This is a genomic window from Enterococcus sp. DIV1368b (assembly GCF_050529595.1).
GTDB classification, from domain to species: Bacteria; Bacillota; Bacilli; order Lactobacillales; family Enterococcaceae; genus Enterococcus_B; species Enterococcus_B mundtii.
In genome coordinates this window covers 2,594,689-2,615,904 of record NZ_CP172883.1, presented here as the reverse complement: position 1 = coordinate 2,615,904, position 21,216 = coordinate 2,594,689, and the positions used below count along the sequence as shown (strand labels likewise).

Annotated in this window: 18 protein-coding genes; 15 read left to right on the top strand and 3 right to left on the bottom strand. The window is 38.4% G+C overall.

What is annotated here, in order from left to right; genetic code table 11:
- The first annotated feature begins 3 nt into the window (after window positions 1–3).
- The 4 genes from walK to IGJ19_RS11960 are packed head-to-tail and all read left to right on the top strand — an operon-like array spanning window position 4 to window position 4,888.
- Window positions 4–1,845 carry a cell wall metabolism sensor histidine kinase WalK gene (gene walK / locus IGJ19_RS11975; RefSeq protein WP_010736691.1) on the top strand — a complete coding sequence of 614 codons (1,842 nt, stop codon included), beginning with the start codon at window positions 4–6 and terminating at the stop codon, window positions 1,843–1,845.
- Complete coding sequence (locus IGJ19_RS11970) at window positions 1,842–3,149, top strand: YycH family regulatory protein (RefSeq protein WP_430604133.1); 1,308 nt, start codon at window positions 1,842–1,844, stop codon at window positions 3,147–3,149. Before walK ends, IGJ19_RS11970 begins: the two co-directional genes overlap by 4 nt.
- Window positions 3,150–3,151: 2 nt before the next feature.
- Window positions 3,152–4,024 (top strand): two-component system regulatory protein YycI, encoded by an 873-nt coding sequence (locus tag IGJ19_RS11965; protein ID WP_010736689.1) that lies wholly within the window; start codon window positions 3,152–3,154, stop codon window positions 4,022–4,024.
- A gap of 54 nt (window positions 4,025–4,078) precedes the next feature.
- Entirely contained in the window at window positions 4,079–4,888 is an 810-nt protein-coding gene (locus IGJ19_RS11960; RefSeq protein WP_071866416.1) for an MBL fold metallo-hydrolase, read from the top strand.
- Window positions 4,889–5,060: 172 nt separating this feature from the next.
- Here IGJ19_RS11960 and IGJ19_RS11955 read toward each other — a convergent pair whose 3' ends face one another.
- Window positions 5,061–5,723 (bottom strand): CPBP family intramembrane glutamic endopeptidase, encoded by a 663-nt coding sequence (locus IGJ19_RS11955; RefSeq protein ID WP_271552693.1) that lies wholly within the window; start codon window positions 5,721–5,723, stop codon window positions 5,061–5,063.
- 686 nt (window positions 5,724–6,409) lie between these two features.
- On the opposite strand from IGJ19_RS11955, the gene groES reads away from it, so the two are divergent.
- From groES to IGJ19_RS11930, 5 genes are all read left to right on the top strand, one after another.
- Window positions 6,410–6,694: a co-chaperone GroES gene (gene groES, locus IGJ19_RS11950; protein ID WP_019723198.1), complete on the top strand. Its 285-nt coding sequence runs from the start codon at window positions 6,410–6,412 to the stop codon at window positions 6,692–6,694.
- Between the two features lie 36 nt (window positions 6,695–6,730).
- Window positions 6,731–8,356 carry a chaperonin GroEL gene (groL, locus tag IGJ19_RS11945; protein ID WP_010736685.1) on the top strand — a complete coding sequence of 542 codons (1,626 nt, stop codon included), beginning with the start codon at window positions 6,731–6,733 and terminating at the stop codon, window positions 8,354–8,356.
- 328 nt (window positions 8,357–8,684) lie between these two features.
- Window positions 8,685–10,091: a PTS sugar transporter subunit IIC gene (locus IGJ19_RS11940; protein ID WP_019723199.1), complete on the top strand. Its 1,407-nt coding sequence runs from the start codon at window positions 8,685–8,687 to the stop codon at window positions 10,089–10,091.
- A 72-nt stretch (window positions 10,092–10,163) separates the two neighbouring features.
- Window positions 10,164–10,436, top strand: coding sequence for a hypothetical protein (locus IGJ19_RS11935; protein ID WP_010736683.1), 273 nt, complete (start codon window positions 10,164–10,166; stop codon window positions 10,434–10,436).
- 16 nt (window positions 10,437–10,452) lie between these two features.
- Window positions 10,453–11,376: a LacI family DNA-binding transcriptional regulator gene (locus IGJ19_RS11930; RefSeq protein ID WP_066025546.1), complete on the top strand. Its 924-nt coding sequence runs from the start codon at window positions 10,453–10,455 to the stop codon at window positions 11,374–11,376.
- A gap of 43 nt (window positions 11,377–11,419) precedes the next feature.
- Here the strand turns inward: IGJ19_RS11930 and IGJ19_RS11925 are convergent, their stop codons facing one another.
- Window positions 11,420–12,172, bottom strand: coding sequence for a MerR family transcriptional regulator (locus tag IGJ19_RS11925; protein ID WP_195475615.1), 753 nt, complete (start codon window positions 12,170–12,172; stop codon window positions 11,420–11,422).
- A gap of 191 nt (window positions 12,173–12,363) precedes the next feature.
- Between IGJ19_RS11925 and IGJ19_RS11920 the strand changes: the two genes are divergently transcribed.
- The 3 genes from IGJ19_RS11920 (at window position 12,364) to nadE (ending at window position 15,740) form a co-directional block, all read left to right on the top strand.
- The gene (locus IGJ19_RS11920; RefSeq protein ID WP_430604127.1) at window positions 12,364–12,723 is read left to right on the top strand and encodes a DUF1827 family protein; all 360 of its coding nucleotides are present in this window, start codon (window positions 12,364–12,366) and stop codon (window positions 12,721–12,723) included.
- 704 nt (window positions 12,724–13,427) lie between these two features.
- Window positions 13,428–14,900 carry a nicotinate phosphoribosyltransferase gene (locus tag IGJ19_RS11915; protein WP_430604125.1) on the top strand — a complete coding sequence of 491 codons (1,473 nt, stop codon included), beginning with the start codon at window positions 13,428–13,430 and terminating at the stop codon, window positions 14,898–14,900.
- 12 nt (window positions 14,901–14,912) lie between these two features.
- Entirely contained in the window at window positions 14,913–15,740 is an 828-nt protein-coding gene (gene nadE / locus IGJ19_RS11910) for an ammonia-dependent NAD(+) synthetase (RefSeq protein ID WP_023520311.1), read from the top strand.
- A 478-nt stretch (window positions 15,741–16,218) separates the two neighbouring features.
- Here nadE and IGJ19_RS11905 read toward each other — a convergent pair whose 3' ends face one another.
- Entirely contained in the window at window positions 16,219–17,109 is an 891-nt protein-coding gene (locus IGJ19_RS11905) for an ArsR/SmtB family transcription factor (RefSeq protein ID WP_019723205.1), read from the bottom strand.
- Window positions 17,110–17,312: 203 nt separating this feature from the next.
- Between IGJ19_RS11905 and IGJ19_RS11900 the strand changes: the two genes are divergently transcribed.
- The 3 genes from IGJ19_RS11900 (at window position 17,313) to IGJ19_RS11890 (ending at window position 21,213) form a co-directional block, all read left to right on the top strand.
- Complete coding sequence (locus IGJ19_RS11900) at window positions 17,313–18,818, top strand: alpha-N-arabinofuranosidase (protein WP_086335145.1); 1,506 nt, start codon at window positions 17,313–17,315, stop codon at window positions 18,816–18,818.
- Between the two features lie 13 nt (window positions 18,819–18,831).
- Window positions 18,832–20,103: an ABC transporter substrate-binding protein gene (locus tag IGJ19_RS11895; protein ID WP_430604122.1), complete on the top strand. Its 1,272-nt coding sequence runs from the start codon at window positions 18,832–18,834 to the stop codon at window positions 20,101–20,103.
- Between the two features lie 213 nt (window positions 20,104–20,316).
- Complete coding sequence (locus tag IGJ19_RS11890) at window positions 20,317–21,213, top strand: carbohydrate ABC transporter permease (protein WP_010736673.1); 897 nt, start codon at window positions 20,317–20,319, stop codon at window positions 21,211–21,213.
- Window positions 21,214–21,216: the final 3 nt, after the last annotated feature.

Genomic DNA, 21,216 nt, shown 5'->3' with positions numbered 1-21,216 from the left:
TGGATGAAAGGAAAAGTCCGTTTTTTTCGATCAGTAAACTTCAAAATAGCTATTACATTTATTTTGATTTTACTGATCTCAATTGAAATTATAGGTGCTTACTTTATTAGAGGATTGGAACGTTCAACGATCAATACCTTTATCAAAGATATGAACCAAACAGTCGAAACATTAGCGACAACGATCAGTCCAGAACTGAATGGGAAAGGCAATGAAAGTGCGACTATCGATGATGTCAATGGGAATATCAAGCGTTTTATTGAGACCAGTGCTTCAAGTGATATCATCGAGATCCGTGTCGTGGATGAAAAAGGCATCATTCGAGCAACGACAGAGGTAAGCGAACAAGGTTCAGTCGGCAAAAAAAATGATTACGTCGATATGAATGATTTTACAACCAAACGCTATGTCGCATTAGATGATGACGGAAAACGAGTAAATATCAATATTCAACCGATTTTGTCCCCGACCGGCGACGCCGTCATCGGGGCTCTTTACGTCAAAAGTGATATCGAACAAAAATATTCAGAAATCAATAATACAGCACTGATTTTCTTTACGGCTTCGTTAATTGCTGCATTTATCTCAATGGTTGTGTCTGTTCTGGTCGCACGTTCCATTACGCAACCAATCGGTGAAATGCGTGAGCAAGCGATCCGCATTGCTCGTGGTGATTATAGCCGTAAAGTAAAGGTCCATGGTCAAGATGAATTAGGTCAGTTGGCTGAAACGTTCAACCAATTAGCAGAACGGATCGAGGAAGCGCAAGATACGATGGAAGCTGAACGAAATCGGTTAGACAGCGTCTTGTCACATATGACAGATGGCGTTATTGCAACCGATCGTCGTGGGAAGATCATTACGATCAATGATATGGCTGTCTCATTATTAGACTTGAAAAAAGAAGAAGCAATCGGACAGTCAATCTTGACCCTTTTAGCAATTGAAGAAGAATACACGTTACGAAAACTGTTAGAAGATCCGAATGAAATGATTTTAGATCGATCCACTGGAGCGAGAGAAGCTGACCAGATGATTTTACGCGTCGATTTTTCGATGATCCGTCGAGAATCTGGCTTTATCAGTGGGTTGGTTGCAGTTTTACATGATGTAACGGAACAAGAGAAAACAGAACGGGAACGTCGTGAGTTCGTATCGAACGTTTCCCATGAGTTGCGTACGCCTTTAACAAGTATGCGTAGTTATATCGAAGCACTGAGTGAGGGTGCTTGGAAGGACGAAGAAGTCGCACCGAACTTTTTAAAAGTGACCTTAGATGAGACCGATCGTATGATTCGCATGATCAATGATCTACTGAATCTATCTCGCATGGATACGGGGAATACTCAATTACAATTAGAATATGTCAATTTTAATGAACTCGTTAATTTTGTGTTAGATCGTTTTGATATGATGGTTGGTAATCAAGAAAAAAATTATACGATCCGTCGAGAATTTACGCAACGAGATCTGTGGGTCGAGATCGACACAGATAAAATCATCCAAGTTATTGACAATATCATGAACAATGCGATCAAATATTCACCCGATGGGGGAGCAATCACTTGCCGGTTGCTTGAAACACATAACAATGTGATTTTAAGTATTACAGACCAAGGGCTAGGTATCCCTAAAAAAGATTTGAATCGTGTATTTGAACGTTTTTATCGAGTGGATAAAGCAAGAGCTAGAGCGCAAGGTGGAACAGGATTAGGTTTAGCAATCTCTCGCGAAGTAGTGAAAGCACATCGTGGCGCAATCTGGGCAGAAAGTAAGGAGGGACAAGGTTCAACCTTCTATATTTCTTTACCTTATGAACCGTATGAGGAGGAATGGTGGGAATGAAGATTTCTGAAAAATTTATACGAATTGGTTTGATCTTGATGGTTGCATTAAGCCTGTACTTCTCTTATGCAATTTGGTTGAGTCCAGCAGGGAAAACCTCAATCAACTTAGAAGAGAACAATTCACAAGTGATTGAATCACAAAGCTATCGTAAAGCATCAGAAATTTATTTGCCTTTACACCTCACATGGTTTCAAACAGATACAGTGAAAGAAACGAATAGTGAGAACCTGATTTCTCAAATACATGGGTTGATCGAAGGTGCTCGTTTTGGCAAGCTGACAGAAGTCGTGGAAGCAGACCAAGAGAAGTTCAATCAAAAGAAGTCTCTCAATGAAGGAATCGAATTCTCTTATAACGCACCTTATCTACTCAGTGGCTATGTAAAAGCATTTGGTTTGAATATTGATCTAGGTTCAGTCCAAAATGAAGATGTCTATTTTACGAGTGTCCAATTTGATCTAAAAGACGAAAAAGTTAGTTTTATTGATTATGATCAGCGGACGATTTACGAAGCCAGTCTATCGATGGATTGGAAAGAAATAGAACATGATTTGAATTCTTCAGATGTCAACTGGACACCTGTATTCAAAACGCCAGAAAGTATTGAGACACAGCACAGTATCAAAGAACCAATGAAACTAAAAAAATACAGTTATATCTTATCTCAGCAACCATACACCGTCTTTCGGAATGCTTTTTTTTCCCAGCCAGACGCGGTTAAAAACAATGATGAAAGTACGGAATTGATTTTTTATGATGGCAATGAAACAATGACGATCCATTCAGAAAATCAGATCGTCGATTTTAGAGGAGATTTACCGACGATTGATGAACCAAATAATATTTTTACGGACAGTTTTCCTTATGTCAGCAAACTAGGTGGCGCGTTAGGCAATGTTCGATATTTTGATCGTAATAAGAATACAATCGATTATCGTATTTTTGTAGAAGGATTTCCCGTATTTGGTTCAGATAGTAAAGGAAAAGTTGGAATCGAAATCGGTAATGAGCAAGTGAATAATCAAGTAAGTATCCAAACGAGTTTAAATACCATCCAAGTCCCGATTCCTTCAGATGAAGAAGTCGAGTTGCCTAGCACCGACGATGTATATCAGGAATTAGTAGATAATGGGGCAGAAGAATCGAAAATCGAGTTGATTATTGTTGGCTATACATGGCAAAACATCGAAGAAACGAATCGGGTGGTTGATCTATTCCCAGAGTGGTATGTGAAATATCAAGGAGAATGGTATTCTGCAAATGACTTATTGACCAAACTACCTGAGAAGGAGGCGGAGTAACTATGGATTTCAAAAAAATTGAATGGATTTTCTTCGTCGCCTTTTTAGGATTGAATGTTTTTTTGTTTAGTAGTTACCATGAATCGATCAACCAAGAGCATACGGTAATACGCTCAGATCAGACAGAATCGATCAAAAAACGGTTAGCAAATGATGATATTACTTATACGGGTGATTTTTCTTCAGAAAGTAAGCAAGGATACTATTTAAGTGCGGAGGAAACGGAACTGAGTCAAACGTTGTTCAAGTATCGCCAAGATAATAATCGACGTGGTTTATTAGAGAGTGGCGTTTCGATCAATGATAATATATTGACTAAAACGTTATCGGACTCTGAATCTGAAAGCAAAGTGCTTGATCCAAATCGCATAGCAAGTTCACTCAATGACTTTTTAGATAACGAGGAAGATGTTTTATTTGGTAATGAGTATATCTATATGAAAAATTTCTCTGTATTAGAAGGTGATTCTCCTGAAATCACAGCGAGCCAAACGTATGAAGGATTGCCATTCTATGATGATACAGCTAAACTTATTTTTTCCCTCGAAAAAAAGGGGGATGAGTATCGCATTTTGAAGTATACTCAAACCCATTTAACGAATATTGAACAGTTGCGAGAAAAAACAGAATTGCATACGGAAGAAGAAGCCATTAATACATTGTATGTAAATAATAAAATCTCTCGAGGATCGAATATCCTTTGGCGTCAACTGGCTTACTCTCGTATTTTGAAAGTACGAGAGAAAAATGTGTATGTACCGGTGTGGTATGTCGCAATTGAAACGCCGGATAAGACCTATCAGATCGAAACGGTCAATGCATTTAGTAATACGATTATTACAAATAATTCGATCCCAAAGGTGGAAGATCATTAAAAAAGTAGGTATAATGAAAAAAGTTTACAAAGTAAGAAGGGAAGTAGTAGTAAAATGGCTGAAGGAAATACAGCTTTTAAAATCAGTATCCTTGCAAGTGGGAGTTCAGGAAACTCATTATATATCGAGAGTGACAAAAAGCGACTTCTGGTAGATGCAGGACTGAGTGGGAAAAAAATTACTTCCTTAATGGCACAAATCGGTCGGACGCCCGATCAATTAGACGGTATTCTTGTGACCCATGAACATCGAGATCACATTCATGGGGTAGGTGTTTTGGCGCGTAAGTATCATTTAGATATCTATGCAAATGAAAAAACATGGGAAGCAATGGCTCCGATGATCGGAAATGTCCCAATCGAACAAAAACATTTATTTCAGATGGGGAAAGTCCAAACATTTGGCGATTTAGATATCGAGAGTTTTGGTGTTTCTCATGATGCAGCTTCACCACAATTTTATCGTTTCCATAAAGAGAATCGTTCGTTTGTCATGCTGACGGATACAGGTTATTGTAGTGATCATATGCGAGGGATCATTGAAAATGCTGATGGGTACTTGATGGAAAGCAATCATGATCTAGAGATGTTGCGTATGGGACCTTATCCTTGGAATTTGAAACAACGTATTTTAGGCGATCGTGGTCATTTATCGAATGAAGATGGTGCGTTAGTGATGACTGATGTAATTGGCGATCGTACAAAACGAATCTATTTAGGCCATTTAAGTAAAGAAAACAATATGAAAGAATTGGCCCATTTGACTATGGAAAATATTCTTAAGGAAAAAGATCTAGGTGTGGGATATGATTTCAATGTGTACGACACTGACCCGGATGCTGCAACAGAATTATTTTCAATTTGATGAATCAGTTGTGACGGAAGTGAACAGCTCATAGAAATAAGCGGTAAAGTCCGAAAATTTGAAGGAATTTTTGGACTTTACCGCTTATTTCATAAGGAGTTACCTCCTGAATGCTATTTATTTTATTATAGGGAGTGCCTGATGATGAAAGTCACAGGTTTTTTTTATTATATTACAGTAAACCTTGTTGCAATGCCAATTGTACAATGACAACCAGAGTGTTCATACCAATATGGGTGATCATTGGTGCCCAGATTCGCCCAGTGGATCGGTATTGTAAACTAAAGAAAAATCCTAAAAAGAAATAGACGAGTAAATGTCCGTCATTATGCGCTAATGCAAAGAGCAAGGAACTAACAGCCGCACCTACCCAAAAGTTGGTATAGTGACCAACGATGCCAAGGATACTCCGGCGAAATACGAATTCTTCCATGATTGGTCCGGCAATAGTTGTGGCAATAATAAAAGCAGGGGTATCTAAAATCAATTGGATAATATTTTGCGTATTTTCAGATGGAGAGACTTCTCCGAAAAAGAAACTCTCGATCATAACCGCAATACTTTGTAAAATCAGAGCGATAAAGATACCAACGACTCCATATAAAATGATTTTTGAGCGAGAAGCAACCGGTACGCTTGCTTCGATTTCGATTGGTTCTTTATGCTTGAAGTACAAGAACCACAGAATGATTGCCCCTAAGATATACGTGATTGTTGTTGCATTGATCAAACCAGACGTTGAATTTACAAGCCCGACAGATGTCAGAAGTAAAGGCGAGACAAAAACTAGTCCGTAACAAAAAATACTAAAAAAGCTATATTTTTTTAATGACATAAAAAACCTCCTTGAGCTAAGAGAAAAGCCAAGTATCACTTTCTTGCTCTAATAATATAGGAAAAGCAACCATTCGTTGAACTTTAAATGATAAAAAATCAACGTATGCATTACTAAACGCTATCCATTATTCATTATACCATATCAAGAAGTTTCTCTGATCAGTTAGTATTGAACGGCTTTTTTACAACCTAGATAAACGGTGTTCAAGAAGCAACACTTCAACAATAAGTCAAAAAAATCCAAAATGTAAAAGCCATTTTTGATTTTTCTGTCTTATTACTCAGTGCTGAGCGCTTCTTTCACAACCTAGATAAACGGTGTTCAAAAGCCAGCTCCTTCAATATTAAGTCAAAACTTGAAAAAATATGAGAAGCTATTTTCTCAAATTTTTCCTTAACACTTGGAGCTGATCGGCTTTTTCACAACCTAGATAAACAGTGTTCAAGAAGCAACACTTCAATAATAAGACAAAAAAATCCAAAATGAAAAAGCCATTTTTGATTTTTCTGTCTTATTACTCAGTGCTGAGCGCTTCTTTCACAACCTTCTTTAAAAATTTTTTTTCTATGATTTAAAAAGCTTGCAAAAGAATAGGAGAATGAGTATTATTAAAAATGTAGGTTAGCACTCGATGTGATAGAGTGCTAATGGATTCAAAAAAAGAGTTATCGGAGGGATTTATCGTGTTAAAACCATTAGGTGATCGCGTCATCATTGAAGTCGCGCAAGAAGAAGAAAAAACTGTTGGAGGAATCGTTTTAGCTTCATCAGCGAAAGAGAAACCTCAAACTGGAACAGTTGTAGCAGTGGGTGAGGGACGTTTGCTAGAAAACGGCGAAAAAGTTCCTGCAGCTATTAAAGTAGGCGACCAAGTAATGTTTGAAAAATATGCCGGTACAGAAGTGAAATTTGAAGGAACAGAATATTTGATCGTCTCTGGAAAAGATATCATGGCGATTGTTGAGTAAGTACAAAACAAAAATAATTGATGAGGTGACGAAAAAATGGCAAAAGAATTGAAATTTGCAGAAGATGCACGTGCAGCAATGTTACGTGGTGTAGATAAATTAGCAGATACAGTAAAAGTGACATTAGGACCAAAAGGCCGTAATGTTGTTTTAGAAAAATCATATGGTTCTCCATTGATCACAAATGATGGTGTGACGATTGCAAAAGAAATCGAATTAGAAGATCATTTTGAAAACATGGGTGCAAAATTAGTTTCAGAAGTTGCATCTAAAACAAATGATATCGCTGGAGACGGTACAACGACAGCGACTGTCTTGACTCAAGCAATTGTCCGTGAAGGTTTGAAAAACGTCACAGCTGGTGCTAACCCATTAGGTATTCGTCGTGGGATCGAATTAGCCACTAAAACAGCAGTGGAAGAATTACACAACATCTCAACTGTTGTTGACTCAAAAGAGGCTATTGCACAAGTTGCTGCTGTTTCTTCTGGTTCAGAACAAGTGGGCCGTTTGATTGCAGATGCAATGGAAAAAGTCGGCAATGACGGTGTTATCACAATTGAAGAATCTAAAGGAATCGAAACAGAATTAGATGTCGTAGAAGGTATGCAATTTGACCGTGGTTACTTGTCACAATATATGGTAACAGACAACGACAAAATGGAAGCTGTTTTGGAAAATCCATACTTGTTGATCACTGACAAGAAAATTTCAAATATCCAAGATATCTTACCTTTATTAGAACAAATCTTACAACAATCACGTCCTTTATTGATCATTGCTGATGACGTGGATGGCGAAGCGTTACCAACATTGGTATTGAATAAAATCCGTGGTACATTCAATGTTGTAGCTGTAAAAGCACCAGGTTTCGGCGACCGTCGTAAAGCAATGTTAGAAGATATTGCTGTTTTGACTGGTGGTACAGTGATCACAGATGACCTAGGACTAGAATTGAAAGATGCAACAATCGAAAACTTAGGAAATGCTTCAAAAGTAGTTGTGGATAAAGACAACACAACAATCGTTGAAGGTTCAGGCGATAAAACAGCTATTGATGCACGTGTTCAATTGATCAAAAACCAAATCGCTGAAACAACTTCAGACTTTGACCGTGAAAAATTACAAGAACGCTTAGCGAAACTTGCTGGCGGAGTAGCTGTCGTAAAAGTCGGAGCAGCAACTGAAACAGAATTAAAAGAATTGAAACTACGTATTGAAGATGCATTGAACGCTACTCGTGCCGCTGTTGAAGAAGGCATGGTCTCTGGTGGTGGTACAGCATTAGTGAACGTGATCAACAAAGTAGCGATGATCGAAGCAGAAGGCGACGTAGCAACAGGTATCAAGATCGTTACTCGTGCGTTAGAAGAACCAATTCGTCAAATTGCTGAAAATGCTGGATACGAAGGATCAGTTATTGTTGATAAATTGAAAAATGTTGATTTAGGAACAGGATTCAATGCAGCAACTGGTGAATGGGTAAACATGGTGGAAGCCGGAATCGTTGACCCAACAAAAGTAACTCGTTCAGCATTACAAAATGCAGCATCTGTTTCTGCATTACTATTAACAACTGAAGCAGTAGTTGCAGACAAACCAGAACCAGCAGCGCCTGCTGCACCAGCTATGGACCCATCAATGATGGGCGGCATGATGTAATAACTCCAGAAGAACCTTGTTCAATCAAGGTTCTTCTTTTTTTGTCTTCTTAGAAAAAAGCATAAATAGGGTAAAATCGAGTGTGTCGTAATGAGATTGTGCATTCATATTGTAAATAAAAAATGGGCAAATCACTAAATTGACAAGCCAATCATCAAATTGTTGTATTATTATTTCATCGATTTAATCTATGGAAGAAAATTTAATTCCTTTAACATTTCTTTCACTCTTTCGCTAGCGAAGTTCACAAAGTTATGCTATATTTGTGATATCATTATAATGTATACGCATTCATAATGATGGGAGATCGAATTGTAGGAGGATGAAAATGAATAAATTGATGGAATGGATGGAGAGATATATTTTGCCAGTTGCCACGAAGATTGGTTCGGAAAAGCATCTGGTTGCTTTACGTGATGCGTTTATTGGAACCATGCCGGCAACGATGGCTGGGGCAATTGCGGTGCTATTGAATGCGTTTATGCGTGATTTTCCTAACACGTATCTAGGTGAAGGGAATGCCATTACGACTTTCTTTACACCAGTAATTGGTGTCAATGGCCTGATTTGGAATGGGACGCTAGCGATTATGGCAGTCGTATTCGCATTGTCACTAGGCGCAAATTTGGCAAAGGCATATGAAGTGGACCCTGTATCAGGAAGTATTGTATCTTTAGTTGCATTTATTATTGGATTACCTGATGCTGCCACAGCTGTTTTGACGTTGCCAGAAAAATTGTCACAAGATGCTATGGACATGATCACTACCGCAGGCGGCGTGATTGCTGATGGTACTGATGGTGGACAGACGCTTTCGATGGGCGCATGGGGTTATTTCAACTTTGGGAAATACATGGGCGGTTCTGGTCTTTTTACAGCTATGATCTTTGGTTTTATTTCTGTTATCATTTTTGCACTATTGATGCGTAAAAAAATTATTATCAGAATGCCAGAATCAGTGCCACCAGCAGTTGCACGTGCTTTTGCCGCAATCATTCCTGCAGTTGTTTCTTTATATGTTGTGGGAACGATCAATTATATCTTCCGACAGACAGCAGGAGTACCATTGATTGACTGGATCTCTGAAGCGATTCAAAAACCTTTGATGAATTTATCGCAAGGGTATGGCGCAGTATTTATTATCGTATTACTTGTTCATGTGCTTTGGTTCTTTGGATTACACGGAACAAACATCATGTCACCAGTGTTACAGACGCTTTATGGTACAGCGATGGTCGAAAATACCAATGCTTTTCAAAATAATGAACCAATCCCCTTCAAATGGGTAGCAGGTTCATTTGAAGCATTCGTATGGCCTGGTGGTGCTGGTGTAACGTTGGTATTGATCGTCATGATTTTATTTTTATCAAAACGTGCCGATTATAAAACAGTCGGTAAGCTGGGGATTGCTCCTGGTTTGTTCAATATCAATGAACCAGTGATGTTTGGTCTACCAGTCGTATTGAATCCATTGTTGATGATCCCATTCATCGTCGCACCACTTGTAACGGCAACCATTGCTTACTTTGCGACAATGGCAGGCCTTGTTCGCCCAGTGGTGGTAAATGTGATTTGGGTCATGCCAACGATTATCAGTGGGTTCTTAGCAACCGCAGGTGACTGGCGTGCCATTGTCTTGACGATCGTCAATCTCTTAGTCGCTGCTTTGATTTGGGCACCATTTATCTTGGCTGCAAACCGTTTAGATCCTAATCTAGGTGAACCAGAAGAATAAAAGAAGCAAACTCCTTGCTATGAGACGCGTTTCATACCGTATACTCAAAGCATAAATAAAGGAGGGCTTCTTATGAATACCTATATCAAAGCAACGCAAGGCACCAAGAATCAATGTTTTTACGCATTTGTTGAGTTTAAAGATTCCATGCTCGTGTTGTCTAGTTTTCAAGGCCTTAATCGATCGGTGATCAAAAAAATCAATTTAGCAGATATTTCTGGTTTGACCAAGGATAATTATTGGGGTGGTCAACGAATCAGTTTCTATGACCAAGGAACATTGTATCAATTTTTCGAATGTGGACCTGCTGTGGTAGACTATCTACAAGAAAATCTTTTTGTATAGGTGGCGAACAGTAGTCATGGCAAACATCCGAGATATAGCCAAACGAACAGGATATTCTGTTTCGACGGTATCCCGTGTCATCAATCAACATCCTTATGTCGATGAAGCGAAACGAACAGAGATCTTGAAAGTGATCAAAGAATTAAATTATGTACCGAATGCCAATGCCAGACAACTAAGTTCTGGAAAAACTAAAAATATTGGTGTCATTTTACCTTACACAAATCACCCATATTTTGATCAGTTGCTCAGTGGAATCATTGAAGTCGCTTTTAGTGAGGGCTATAAAGTGACGTTGTTGCCAACAAACTACCAAATAAAACGGGAACAACAATATTTAGAAGAGTTTGCGGCGAAAGCATTTGACGGATTGATCATTACATCAAGAGCAAATCCCTTAGAGTTGTTGCTTGATTATCAACGCTATGGCCCTATCGTCTTTTGCGAAAAGATCGAAGACTTGGAAGTAACGAGTGTCTATATTGATCGCAAACAATCGATTACTGATGGCTTATCCTTTTTAAAAGATCAAGGTGTCAAACGTTTAGGTGTCACCTTAGGAAGAACCGGTCGAATGAGTTACAATTCGAAAATCACATTAAAACTGTGTAAAGAGATTTTTCCTGAATTTAATGAAGCTGATGTCTATTGGCAGTGTATTGATACCGAACATGGGAAATTGGCTGGGAAATTTTTTAAGGAACGAGGAATTGATGGCATTTTCACGAATTCAGACACAGTAGCAGCGGGAATCCTACAAAGCTACAAAAAACAAAAAATACCAATCGTTGGTAGGGAAAATATGCTGATCAGTGAATTATTAAATTTTTCAACAATCGATCACCATCTGAAACAATGTGGTGAAACCGCTTTTCGTTTGTTTTTGAATGATACAGTCGAACAAGTAAAAATTCCGTATACTTTTATTCAACGTCCGTGAAATAAAAAAGACAAATCCTTTTTGTGGATTTGTCTTTATTTATTTATGCATGAGCTTGAATGATCTCATTCAATGCTACAGCGGCGCCTTTACCACAACGAGAATCATAGTATTCAGTAAAACGTTCATCTGAGATATACAGCATACCTAATCCTTTGTGGGCTTCTGCTTGATACGTGGGCCAACTAAATAATAGCCATTTTTTATGTGCATCAAAAATTTCTTTTGCACGTGCCTGATTTGGTTGGTCAGACAGATAAGACGTTAAGTTCGTTAGTAATTGTTGCTCAACTTCTTGCATTTCTTGGTATTTTTCTTGGGAAAGGTTTTGCCATTGTTCGTTTGCTTTATCAATCGTTTCTTCTCCGTATTTTTCACGGATCTCTGTGCCATAGTTTGTTTCATTTTCAGTTATTTTTTGTTTTTTTAATCCTTCAAATTTTTCTTGGTCAGTCATCTTTTTTCCTCCTTTGAATTGTGCTAATGTTTGTTGGACGGTTGCCAGGAGAGTATCAATTTCTGCTCGTTTCTCTAGTAGTTTTCTCTGATGTTCGATGAGTGCATGTTGATGATCAAAGGTAGGATCATCTAATAATTCGCGAATTTGGTTCAGTGGAAAATCTAAGGATCGATAAAATAAAATTTGTTGTAGACGATCGATTTCTTGAGAACCATAGATACGATAACCAGCTGAATTGATCCGTTTGGGTTTGAGTAAATCAATTTCATCGTAAAAACGTAGTGTACGACTACTTACTCCTGAGAGCTGTGCCATTTTCTTAATTGTGTATTCCATTGTTTTTCCTCCTGACAAAACTAGCATAATCCTTGACGTAACGAGAAGGTCAAGTGAAAAATCATCTTTTTTATCTAATTGATTATATGTTATACTATTTAACAAAGAGAGGGAAATCAAATTGTTTTTTTATCGTCTTTATGAAAGCGATTTATTTTATTGAGTAAAAAAATTAAGAAAAGAGGAAAAGTATGAAACTGATTGAAACCCCGATTACGAGCAACTTGAATATCAAAACTTTTTATCCAAAAATCGTTGATTTCTTTTTTAGAAATTCTGCTATTCGATTTTATAAACTATTTTCTTTAGATCGTACACAGATTTTGTTGATCGATACCTATAATCAAGTCCAATTAGTGATGATCAATACAAAAAAGAAAATCACTAAACAGGAAATTGATTATGCAATCAAAAAAGTGTTGAAAACAGAACGCTCAGCGGTCAATATCCATGTAGGTGTCAAGCAAGAATTAGAAGAAGCGGGTGTTCAGTTCAAACGGCCGAATAAGGACATCGTCATTGTAGAACAAGCCATTGCAAACATTGCCTAGCTCGATCAATACAGCAAGAAAGTTATGGATGATCCTAAATTGAATAAGCGATAGGAAGTAAAGCGCCTAAATTCCAAGATAGTTTGATTTTTGGGATTTAGGCGTTTTTTTACAACTTAGATAAACGGTGTTCAAGAAGCAACACTTCAATAATAAGCCAAGAAAATCCGAAATGAAAAAGCCATTTTTGATTTTCCTGTCTTATTACTCAGTGCTGAGCGCTTCTTTCACAACCTGGATAAACGGTGTTCAAAAAGCTGACCTTCAACATGAAGCTGAAAAATCAAAAAATATGAGGAGCTATTTTCGCAAGTTTTTCCTTACTACTCGGAGCTGCCCGGCTTTCTCCCAACCTCGATAAACGGTGTTCAAAAAGCAACACTTCAATAATAAGCCAAGAAAATCCAAAATGAAAAAGCCATTTTTGATTTTCCTGTCTTATTACTCAGTGCTGAGCGCTTCTTTCACAACCTAGATAAACGGTGTTCGAAAGCCAACTCCTTCAATAGTAAGGCAGAACTTGAAAAAATATGAGAAGCTATTTTCTCAAGTTCTGCCTTACTACTTGGAGCTGCCCGGCTTTCTCACAACCTGTCTCTTATTTCTTTACTTTGTACAAAATAAAACAAGATTTCTTTTACTAGGGTATTTTTTTGTTATAATGGATAAGAAATGAAAATTGGCTAAGAGGAGCAATAAAAAAGATGACGACAACTTACTCAGATGACAGTTTGACGCTACATACGGATCTTTACCAGATCAACATGATGCAGACTTACTGGGAACTAGATAGAGCAGATAAACATGCAGTTTTTGAATGTTACTTCCGCGAGATGCCATTCAATCATGGTTATGCTGTTTTTGCAGGGTTAGAACGATTAGTAGATTATTTAGAAAATTTGACATTTACAGATACAGATATTGCGTATCTTCGTGAGATGGCTGTTTATCCGGAAGGTTTTTTGACGTATTTACGTGAATTCAAATTTAAAGCGACTGTCCGTTCCGCTCGTGAAGGAGAACTTGTTTTTGCGAATGAGCCATTGATCCAAGTGGAAGGCCCATTAGCCCATTGTCAATTAGTAGAAACAGCCTTATTGAATATGGTGAACTTTCAAACGTTGATCGCGACGAAAGCGGCTCGTATCAAATCAGTGATCGGTGACGATCCATTATTGGAGTTTGGTACACGTCGTGCGCAAGAATTGGATGCTGCGGTTTGGGGTACTCGTGCTGCTTACATTGGTGGAGCAGATGCAACGAGCAATGTTCGTGCAGGGAAAATTTTCGGGATTCCAGCAAGCGGTACCCACGCTCATTCTCTTGTTCAAAGTTATGGGAATGACTATGAAGCATTTATGGCGTATGCAAAGACACATAAAGATTGTGTTTTTCTAGTGGATACTTACGATACCTTGAAATCGGGTGTTCCTAGTGCGATCCGTGTGGCAAAAGAACTGGGCAACAAGATCAATTTCCAAGGCGTACGTATCGATAGTGGTGATATGGCGTATATTTCGAAACGGGTCAGAGAACAATTAGATTCCGCTGGTTTTACAGAAGCGAAAATCTATGCCTCAAATGATTTAGATGAAGCGACGATTTTAAACTTAAAAATGCAAAAAGCAAAAATCGATGTTTGGGGCGTGGGAACAAAGTTGATCACCGCCTATGACCAACCGGCTTTAGGTGCAGTCTTTAAACTGGTATCCATCGAAAATGAACAAGGTGAAATGATCGATACGATCAAATTGTCTAGCAATGCAGAAAAAGTTACTACACCAGGTAAAAAACAAGTATGGCGTATCACTCGTAACTTTGATGGGAAATCAGAAGGCGATTATGTGACACTATGGGACGAAGATCCTCGACAAGAAGAAGAGATCTTCATGTTCCACCCGACACATACCTTTATCAATAAAACCGTTCGTGATTTTACAGCTCGGCCAATTTTACAAGATATTTTTGTTGAAGGAACGAGAGTCTATGACTTACCGATATTAGAAGAAATTAAAGAGTATACCAGAGGAAACTTAGATTCTCTTTGGGAAGAATACAAACGTGATTTGAATCCGCAAAAATATCCTGTGGATCTATCAACAGATTGCTGGAATCATAAGATGGCAATCATGGAACGAATGAAAAAAAGCGTCACACAATTAACGAGTGAACTATAGGAGGAATGGAAGATGAATCATTTACAACAAGCAATCATCGAAGAATTAGGCGTGAAATCAGTCATCGATCCTCAAAATGAAATTCGTGTGAGTATCGATTTCATGAAAGAATATTTGAAAAAGAATCCCTTCTTAAAAACCTTGGTTTTAGGTATCAGTGGAGGACAAGATTCTACTTTAGCCGGACGTTTAGCACAATTGGCGATGGAGGAAATGCGGGAAGAAACGAAAGATGACAGTTACCAGTTCATCGGTGTACGTTTGCCATATGGAGAACAGGCAGATGAAGAAGATGCTAAAGCTGCGTTAGATTTTATCCAACCAGACGTCCAATTACGTGTCAATATCAAACCTGCAGTCGATGCGCAAACGCAAGCGTTGATTGAAGCAGGTGTAGAAATCAGTGATTTCAATAAAGGAAATATCAAAGCGCGCCAACGAATGATCACACAATATGCGGTTGCAGGACAACGCGCAGGGGCTGTGATCGGTACCGACCACGCAGCTGAAAATATTACTGGCTTCTTTACGAAATATGGTGACGGTGGGGCAGATATTTTACCATTGTTCCGCTTGAATAAACGCCAAGGAAAAGCATTGTTGAAGGCTTTAGACGCGCCAGAACATCTCTATACCAAAGTGCCAACAGCTGACCTTGAAGAAGGCAAGCCGATGATTGCTGATGAAGTCGCATTAGGTGTCACATATGATGAGATCGACGACTATTTGGAAGGGAAAGAAATTCCTGTAGATGCACAACAAAAAATCGAGCAATGGTGGAATAAAACACAGCATAAACGTCATTTGCCAATTTCGATCTTTGATGATTTTTGGAAATAAATGAAGTGAAAAAATAATCAAATAAACCGTGAATCCTTTGTTGATCAAGGGATTCACGGTTTGTTTTTGTTTGTATTCGTTTTTTGCTCTCCAGTGTATTTTCAAGATGGAAATTTTTATTGCTTTGCTTCATTCTCATAGAAAAGAAGGCTTAAAAAACAAGTTGTCCACATTAGAAGAGTCAGTATTGAAAGAAACAAAATAGGATTGGCTATCCTTGATTGGCACTCTTCGGCAGTTTGAAACAAATCAATGTTCCTTAAAAAAATCATTTGATAGCGACAATAGCATCTATTTCTACTTTGAATCTTGGATCAATCAATCCGGCTACTATTACTACTGTCATTGCCGGTTTATTTTCTCCATACAGTTTTATAAGTGTCGTCCTATCAATAATAAGCCAAAACCATCAAAAATGAAAAAGCCATTTTCGATGGTTCTGTCTTATTACTCAGTGCTGAACGCTTCTTTCACAACCTTAACTATAATACACCTTCATCTTGATATCTTGATCGTAGTTGCCGAAGCCTTTGCCGAATAGGGTGCAGCCACCGACGTTTTTGGCGTCTTCTTTGACTTCGATGCGGAAGGTCCAGACGTCTTCGTTTCTTGGGATGTCATTGATCGTGATTTCAGATAATGGTTCGCCGTTGATATTGGTCAAATGTTTAGTGATACGGATTGTTTTCAATAGTCCGTATTGATTTAGATTATCTGGGTACCAGTCTGGGGTATGTTTTCCACGAATGTCTGCGAAATCTCCTGGGCTTGTCCAGTTACCTAATTCCACGCCGTTTAGGCTGAAAGTGATATCCGATGGCCAATTGTCGTTCGAAAAGGGAAACTCGGAAGACAGTTCAACGGACAATTCCAACATTTCCAAAGTATCTTCTTCATTTAGGAAGTTTGGTGTTTGATATTCAACAAATCCGCTTGTAAACCACAGAATCCGTGCATCCATTCGTCGTGGATCGGCAAAGTAACGTGGTTCATCGACTTTGCCGATAAAATCATGGATCGTTGCCAGACCGCATGTCGGCTCGATTGAATAGCGGGTATAATGACCGATAGGGATCGATGTTTCTTTCGTATCAAAGGCATTGAAGATTTTTTCTGGAAACGTGATGTTGATTTTATCGACACGTAAGCTGGAAATTTTTTTTTGACCTATTTTTTCAGATTTGATGATATTTGCTTCTTCAAGTTTTTTTACATGCATTGTTGTAATCGCACTACTGATACCGAGTGCTTGGGCAAGCTCTTTGATATTCATTTTGTTTTTTGAAAGTAACTGGATGATTTTTATCCTTGTTTTACTAGCTAAAGCTTCATAAACAGGTAATGATTCTTCATTGATTTGGAGTTGCATGATTTTTCACCTCTTATTTAGGTTTTTGTTTAACTATATATTAACATAAATATTAATTTATAGGTTGATATCATAAAACTAATATATATAATTAATATTTATGTTAATTATAATGTAAAAATATTTTTATATTTAATAATATTATTATTGACAACGCTTTCAAAGAAAGATATGATTCATGTATAAATTAAAGGAGGGGACATATGGAAGCTGTAATGTCAGTTAGTCGTGTGCAAAAGATAGGGGAAATCGATTGTCGTTTGTATGGCTCGTTTATTGAACATATGGGACGTGCAGTGTATGGAGGGATCTATCAACCGGATCATCCGACTGCAAATGATAAGGGATTTCGCCAAGACGTCATGGAGCTGGTCAAAGATTTATCGGTACCATTGATCCGGTATCCAGGTGGGAATTTTGTTTCTGGGTTCAATTGGGAAGATAGCGTGGGTCCTATAGCGGAGCGGCCGAAAAGATTAGACCTTGCTTGGCGATCTTTAGAAACAAATCAAGTGGGTGTGCATGAATTTGCTGCGTGGTGTCAAGAAGTGGGCGCTGAGATCAATATGGCGGTCAATCTTGGAACACGTGGCTTAGATGCTGCAAGAAATCTAGTAGAATATTGCAATTATCCTAGTGGTACTTATTGGAGTGAGCAAAGAATAGCAAATGGACAAACCGAACCTTTTGCGATCAAGACGTGGTGTTTAGGCAATGAAATGGATGGTCCTTGGCAAATCGGTCATAAGACAGCAGCGGAGTATGGACGGCTGGCAGAAGAAACAGCGAAAGCAATGAAACTTGTCGATGAATCGATCGAAGTCGTTTTATGTGGTAGCTCGAATAGTCAAATGCCGACATTCGGTGAGTGGGAATTGACTGTATTGGATCAAGCCTATGAACAAATCGATTATCTTTCATTGCATCAGTATTATGGCAATCAAACAAATGATTTGAAAAATTATTTAGCTCGTTCAGTCGATATGGATCAGTTCATCTCTGGTGTTGTTGCGATGTGTGATGCAATCAAGGCGAAAAAACACAGCAAGAAACAAATCAATCTATCTTTTGATGAATGGAATATTTGGTATCATTCGACAGAACATGATCAAACAGTCAAGCCATGGCAAGTTGCCCCACCTTTATTAGAAGATCACTATAATTTTGAGGATGCTTTAGTATTGGGCTGTTTATTGATCACTTTGTTAAAACATTCTGATCGAGTAAAGATTGCTTGTTTGGCGCAGCTAGTCAACGTGATTGCGCCGATCATGACAGAAGAAGACGGTGAAGCATGGCGTCAAACAATCTATTATCCGTTTATGCAAGTCGCGACTTTAGGACAAGGTATTGCTTTACGACCTGAAATCACTGTCGATACGTATGCAACGAGTGAGTTTGATACAGTCCCATATTTAGAAAGTATTGCAGTGCTTAATGAAGAAAAAAATGAGTTGGTGATCTTTGCAGTGAATCGTGGAGAAGAAGAGATGAGTTTAGATCTACAATTTTCTGACTTAAAGATTGAGGAAGTCATCGAGTTTTCAGAGATGTCTGGCTATGAAATCAAAGCGGTCAATCAAGCAGGAAATGAGCAAATCAAACCTGTGTCTTCAAAAGCCTACGAACATAAAGAAAATCAGTTGAATTGCAAATTGAAACCGTTATCTTGGAATGTGATCCGTACAAGCTTGACCCCGAACAAATAAGGAGGAGATAGAGATGCGAGGAAAAAAATTGATTATTGGTTCATTGTTGTTGGCTGCGACTGGAATATTAGGTGCTTGTGGCGGTGGTGCTTCTTCCCAAAGTAAAAATGACGGAGAAGTCACACTCTCTTTTTGGAATGGGTTTACAGCTTCTGACGGGGAAATCTTACAAGAAATCGTCAATGATTTTAATAAGAATAATGACAAAAACATCACGATTGAGATGGATGTGATGACATGGGCTAATTTGAATGAAAAATTACCAACGGCTATTTCTTCGAGAAAAGCGCCAGATTTTGTTGCACTGAACTACGCTGATTTTGCTCAATATGTGGAGAATGGGGCTGTGCAGCCTGTAGATGATTTCTGGGAGTATGACGGTGTGGATAAAGGAGATTTCAAAGATACTGCGGTAGATCTAGGAATGGTGGATGATCAGCAATATTTTATTCCGATGCAAGTACAAGGGATGTATATGTATTGGAACAAAGAATTATTCAAACAAGCTGGCTTGGATGAAACAACACCACCAACTACTTGGACAGAATTAACAGAGATGGCTCCGCAACTGACCGATAGTAGTAAAAATGTCTCAGGTTTTGTCTTCAATAAAGACGGTACTGCGCCACTTTATAACTGGATGAAGGCAAATGGAGGAAAACTTGTCAGCGATGATTATACAAAATCTGAGTTCGCTTCACCAGAAAATCTTGAAACACTAACAGCCATCCAAAAAATGATCCATGTCGATAAAGCAGGACCAGAATCGATTTCAGGAGCAGAGATGGATAACTTGATGAACGCTGGGCAATTATCGATCATCATCAACGGACCGTGGTTGAATAACGGCTTGAAAGCAAACGAAATCGATTATGGTGTAACGACATTACCGCAAGCAAGTACGGACGGTGAAAAAACAGCGATTTTAGATGGTGTTGGTTATGCCATCCCAGCAAGTACAGATAGTGACAAAAAAGAGGCAATCTATGAATTCCTAAAATACTGGAACACAAGTGAAATCGGTAAAAAATGGAGTATTGAAAATGGCTTCCCTGCCTATTTATCATCTGTCGCAGAAGATGAAGAAGTGAAGAATGATCCTATCGTATCGGAACTATCCAAACAAATGGAATATGCTGAACCTTATCTACCAGGATTCACGAAGATCGCAGCAATCAATAATGACATCATCAATCCATTGATCGAAAAATTGTTGGCTGGTGAAGATCCAGAGCAACTCATGAATGATGCAGATGATCAGATCAATGATCTACTAAAGGAATAATCGAGTAACAGTTCACAATGAAATCAAAACAACAAAGGAAACAGAAGTAATCTCGTAGAAGATAAGGCGAAAGTCTATAAATTGCAAAAACATATTTATCGCTTTCGCTTTCCTTTTTCGAGAAAAACTTCTTTCCTTTCTTGGTCTGATTTTTTATCGCTTGAACTTTTCATCAAGGAATCCATCGAATAAGAAAGAGGGGAAATAGACGAAATGAAAGCATTCACCAGATACTGGAACCGACCGGATCGAGCGGCTTATTTGTTTTTAGTGCCATCCTTTTTGATTCTACTGTTATTCACAGTGGTGCCACTGATTGGTACATTTGCGATCAGTTTTACTGATTTGAACATCTTTTTTACTTCAAGAGAGTTCGTAGGCATGGATAACTTTTTGCGGATCTTTGGGGATGAACGTGCGGTCAATTCACTTTTCCATACGTTGTATTTTACCTTACTTGAAACACCAACACAGATTATCGTTGGTTTATTAGCTGCGGTGATCTTGTCAAAGAATACTCGTTTCAATCGCTTTTGTCGCTCAACTTTTTATATCCCTGTTATTTGTTCCTTAACATCCATTGCAATCATCTTTTCAATGTTGCTTGACCCAAACGTTGGGGCTATCCCTTACCTTTTCTCACAAGTAGGTTTGCCGATTCCACAATTTTTCCGTGATCCAACATTAGCAATGCCAACAGTTGCGCTGATGACGGTTTGGAAAAATTTCGGTGTCACAATGACGATCCTGATCACTGCTATTCAAGGAATCTCCCCTTCGCTTTACGAATCAGCGCAAATGGATGGAGCAACCAATCGTCAACAATTCTTTAATATCACGTTACCGCAGATCGTCCCATCTCTTGGTTTTTGTATCTTGACCAACTTGATTGGTTCCATGCAAGTGTTTGACCAAGTATATGTGGCAACGAACGGCGGACCACAATTCAAAACGGAAACAGCTGTCCAATACATTTATAGTCGCGGCTTCACCGCTCCATATGAGTTAGGCTATGCTTCCGCATTATCTTCAGTACTGTTTGTCATTGTAGCTGTGCTGGCAATTTCGACCAATTTATATATGTCAAGAAAAGAAAAACAAATGAAATAGGGG

Bases quoted from the DNA above. Each gene is read 5' to 3' on its own strand.
- walK (WP_010736691.1), top strand. From the start codon at position 4: ATGAAAGGAAAAGTCCGTTTTTTTCGATCAGTAAACTTCAAAATAGCT.
- IGJ19_RS11970 (WP_430604133.1), top strand. From the start codon at position 1,842: ATGAAGATTTCTGAAAAATTTATACGAATTGGTTTGATCTTGATGGTT.
- IGJ19_RS11965 (WP_010736689.1), top strand. From the start codon at position 3,152: ATGGATTTCAAAAAAATTGAATGGATTTTCTTCGTCGCCTTTTTAGGA.
- IGJ19_RS11960 (WP_071866416.1), top strand. From the start codon at position 4,079: ATGGCTGAAGGAAATACAGCTTTTAAAATCAGTATCCTTGCAAGTGGG.
- IGJ19_RS11955 (WP_271552693.1), bottom strand. From the start codon at position 5,723: ATGTCATTAAAAAAATATAGCTTTTTTAGTATTTTTTGTTACGGACTA.
- groL (WP_010736685.1), top strand. From the start codon at position 6,731: ATGGCAAAAGAATTGAAATTTGCAGAAGATGCACGTGCAGCAATGTTA.
- IGJ19_RS11940 (WP_019723199.1), top strand. From the start codon at position 8,685: ATGAATAAATTGATGGAATGGATGGAGAGATATATTTTGCCAGTTGCC.
- IGJ19_RS11935 (WP_010736683.1), top strand. From the start codon at position 10,164: ATGAATACCTATATCAAAGCAACGCAAGGCACCAAGAATCAATGTTTT.
- IGJ19_RS11930 (WP_066025546.1), top strand. From the start codon at position 10,453: ATGGCAAACATCCGAGATATAGCCAAACGAACAGGATATTCTGTTTCG.
- IGJ19_RS11925 (WP_195475615.1), bottom strand. From the start codon at position 12,172: ATGGAATACACAATTAAGAAAATGGCACAGCTCTCAGGAGTAAGTAGT.
- IGJ19_RS11920 (WP_430604127.1), top strand. From the start codon at position 12,364: ATGAAACTGATTGAAACCCCGATTACGAGCAACTTGAATATCAAAACT.
- IGJ19_RS11915 (WP_430604125.1), top strand. From the start codon at position 13,428: ATGACGACAACTTACTCAGATGACAGTTTGACGCTACATACGGATCTT.
- nadE (WP_023520311.1), top strand. From the start codon at position 14,913: ATGAATCATTTACAACAAGCAATCATCGAAGAATTAGGCGTGAAATCA.
- IGJ19_RS11905 (WP_019723205.1), bottom strand. From the start codon at position 17,109: ATGCAACTCCAAATCAATGAAGAATCATTACCTGTTTATGAAGCTTTA.
- IGJ19_RS11900 (WP_086335145.1), top strand. From the start codon at position 17,313: ATGGAAGCTGTAATGTCAGTTAGTCGTGTGCAAAAGATAGGGGAAATC.
- IGJ19_RS11895 (WP_430604122.1), top strand. From the start codon at position 18,832: ATGCGAGGAAAAAAATTGATTATTGGTTCATTGTTGTTGGCTGCGACT.
- IGJ19_RS11890 (WP_010736673.1), top strand. From the start codon at position 20,317: ATGAAAGCATTCACCAGATACTGGAACCGACCGGATCGAGCGGCTTAT.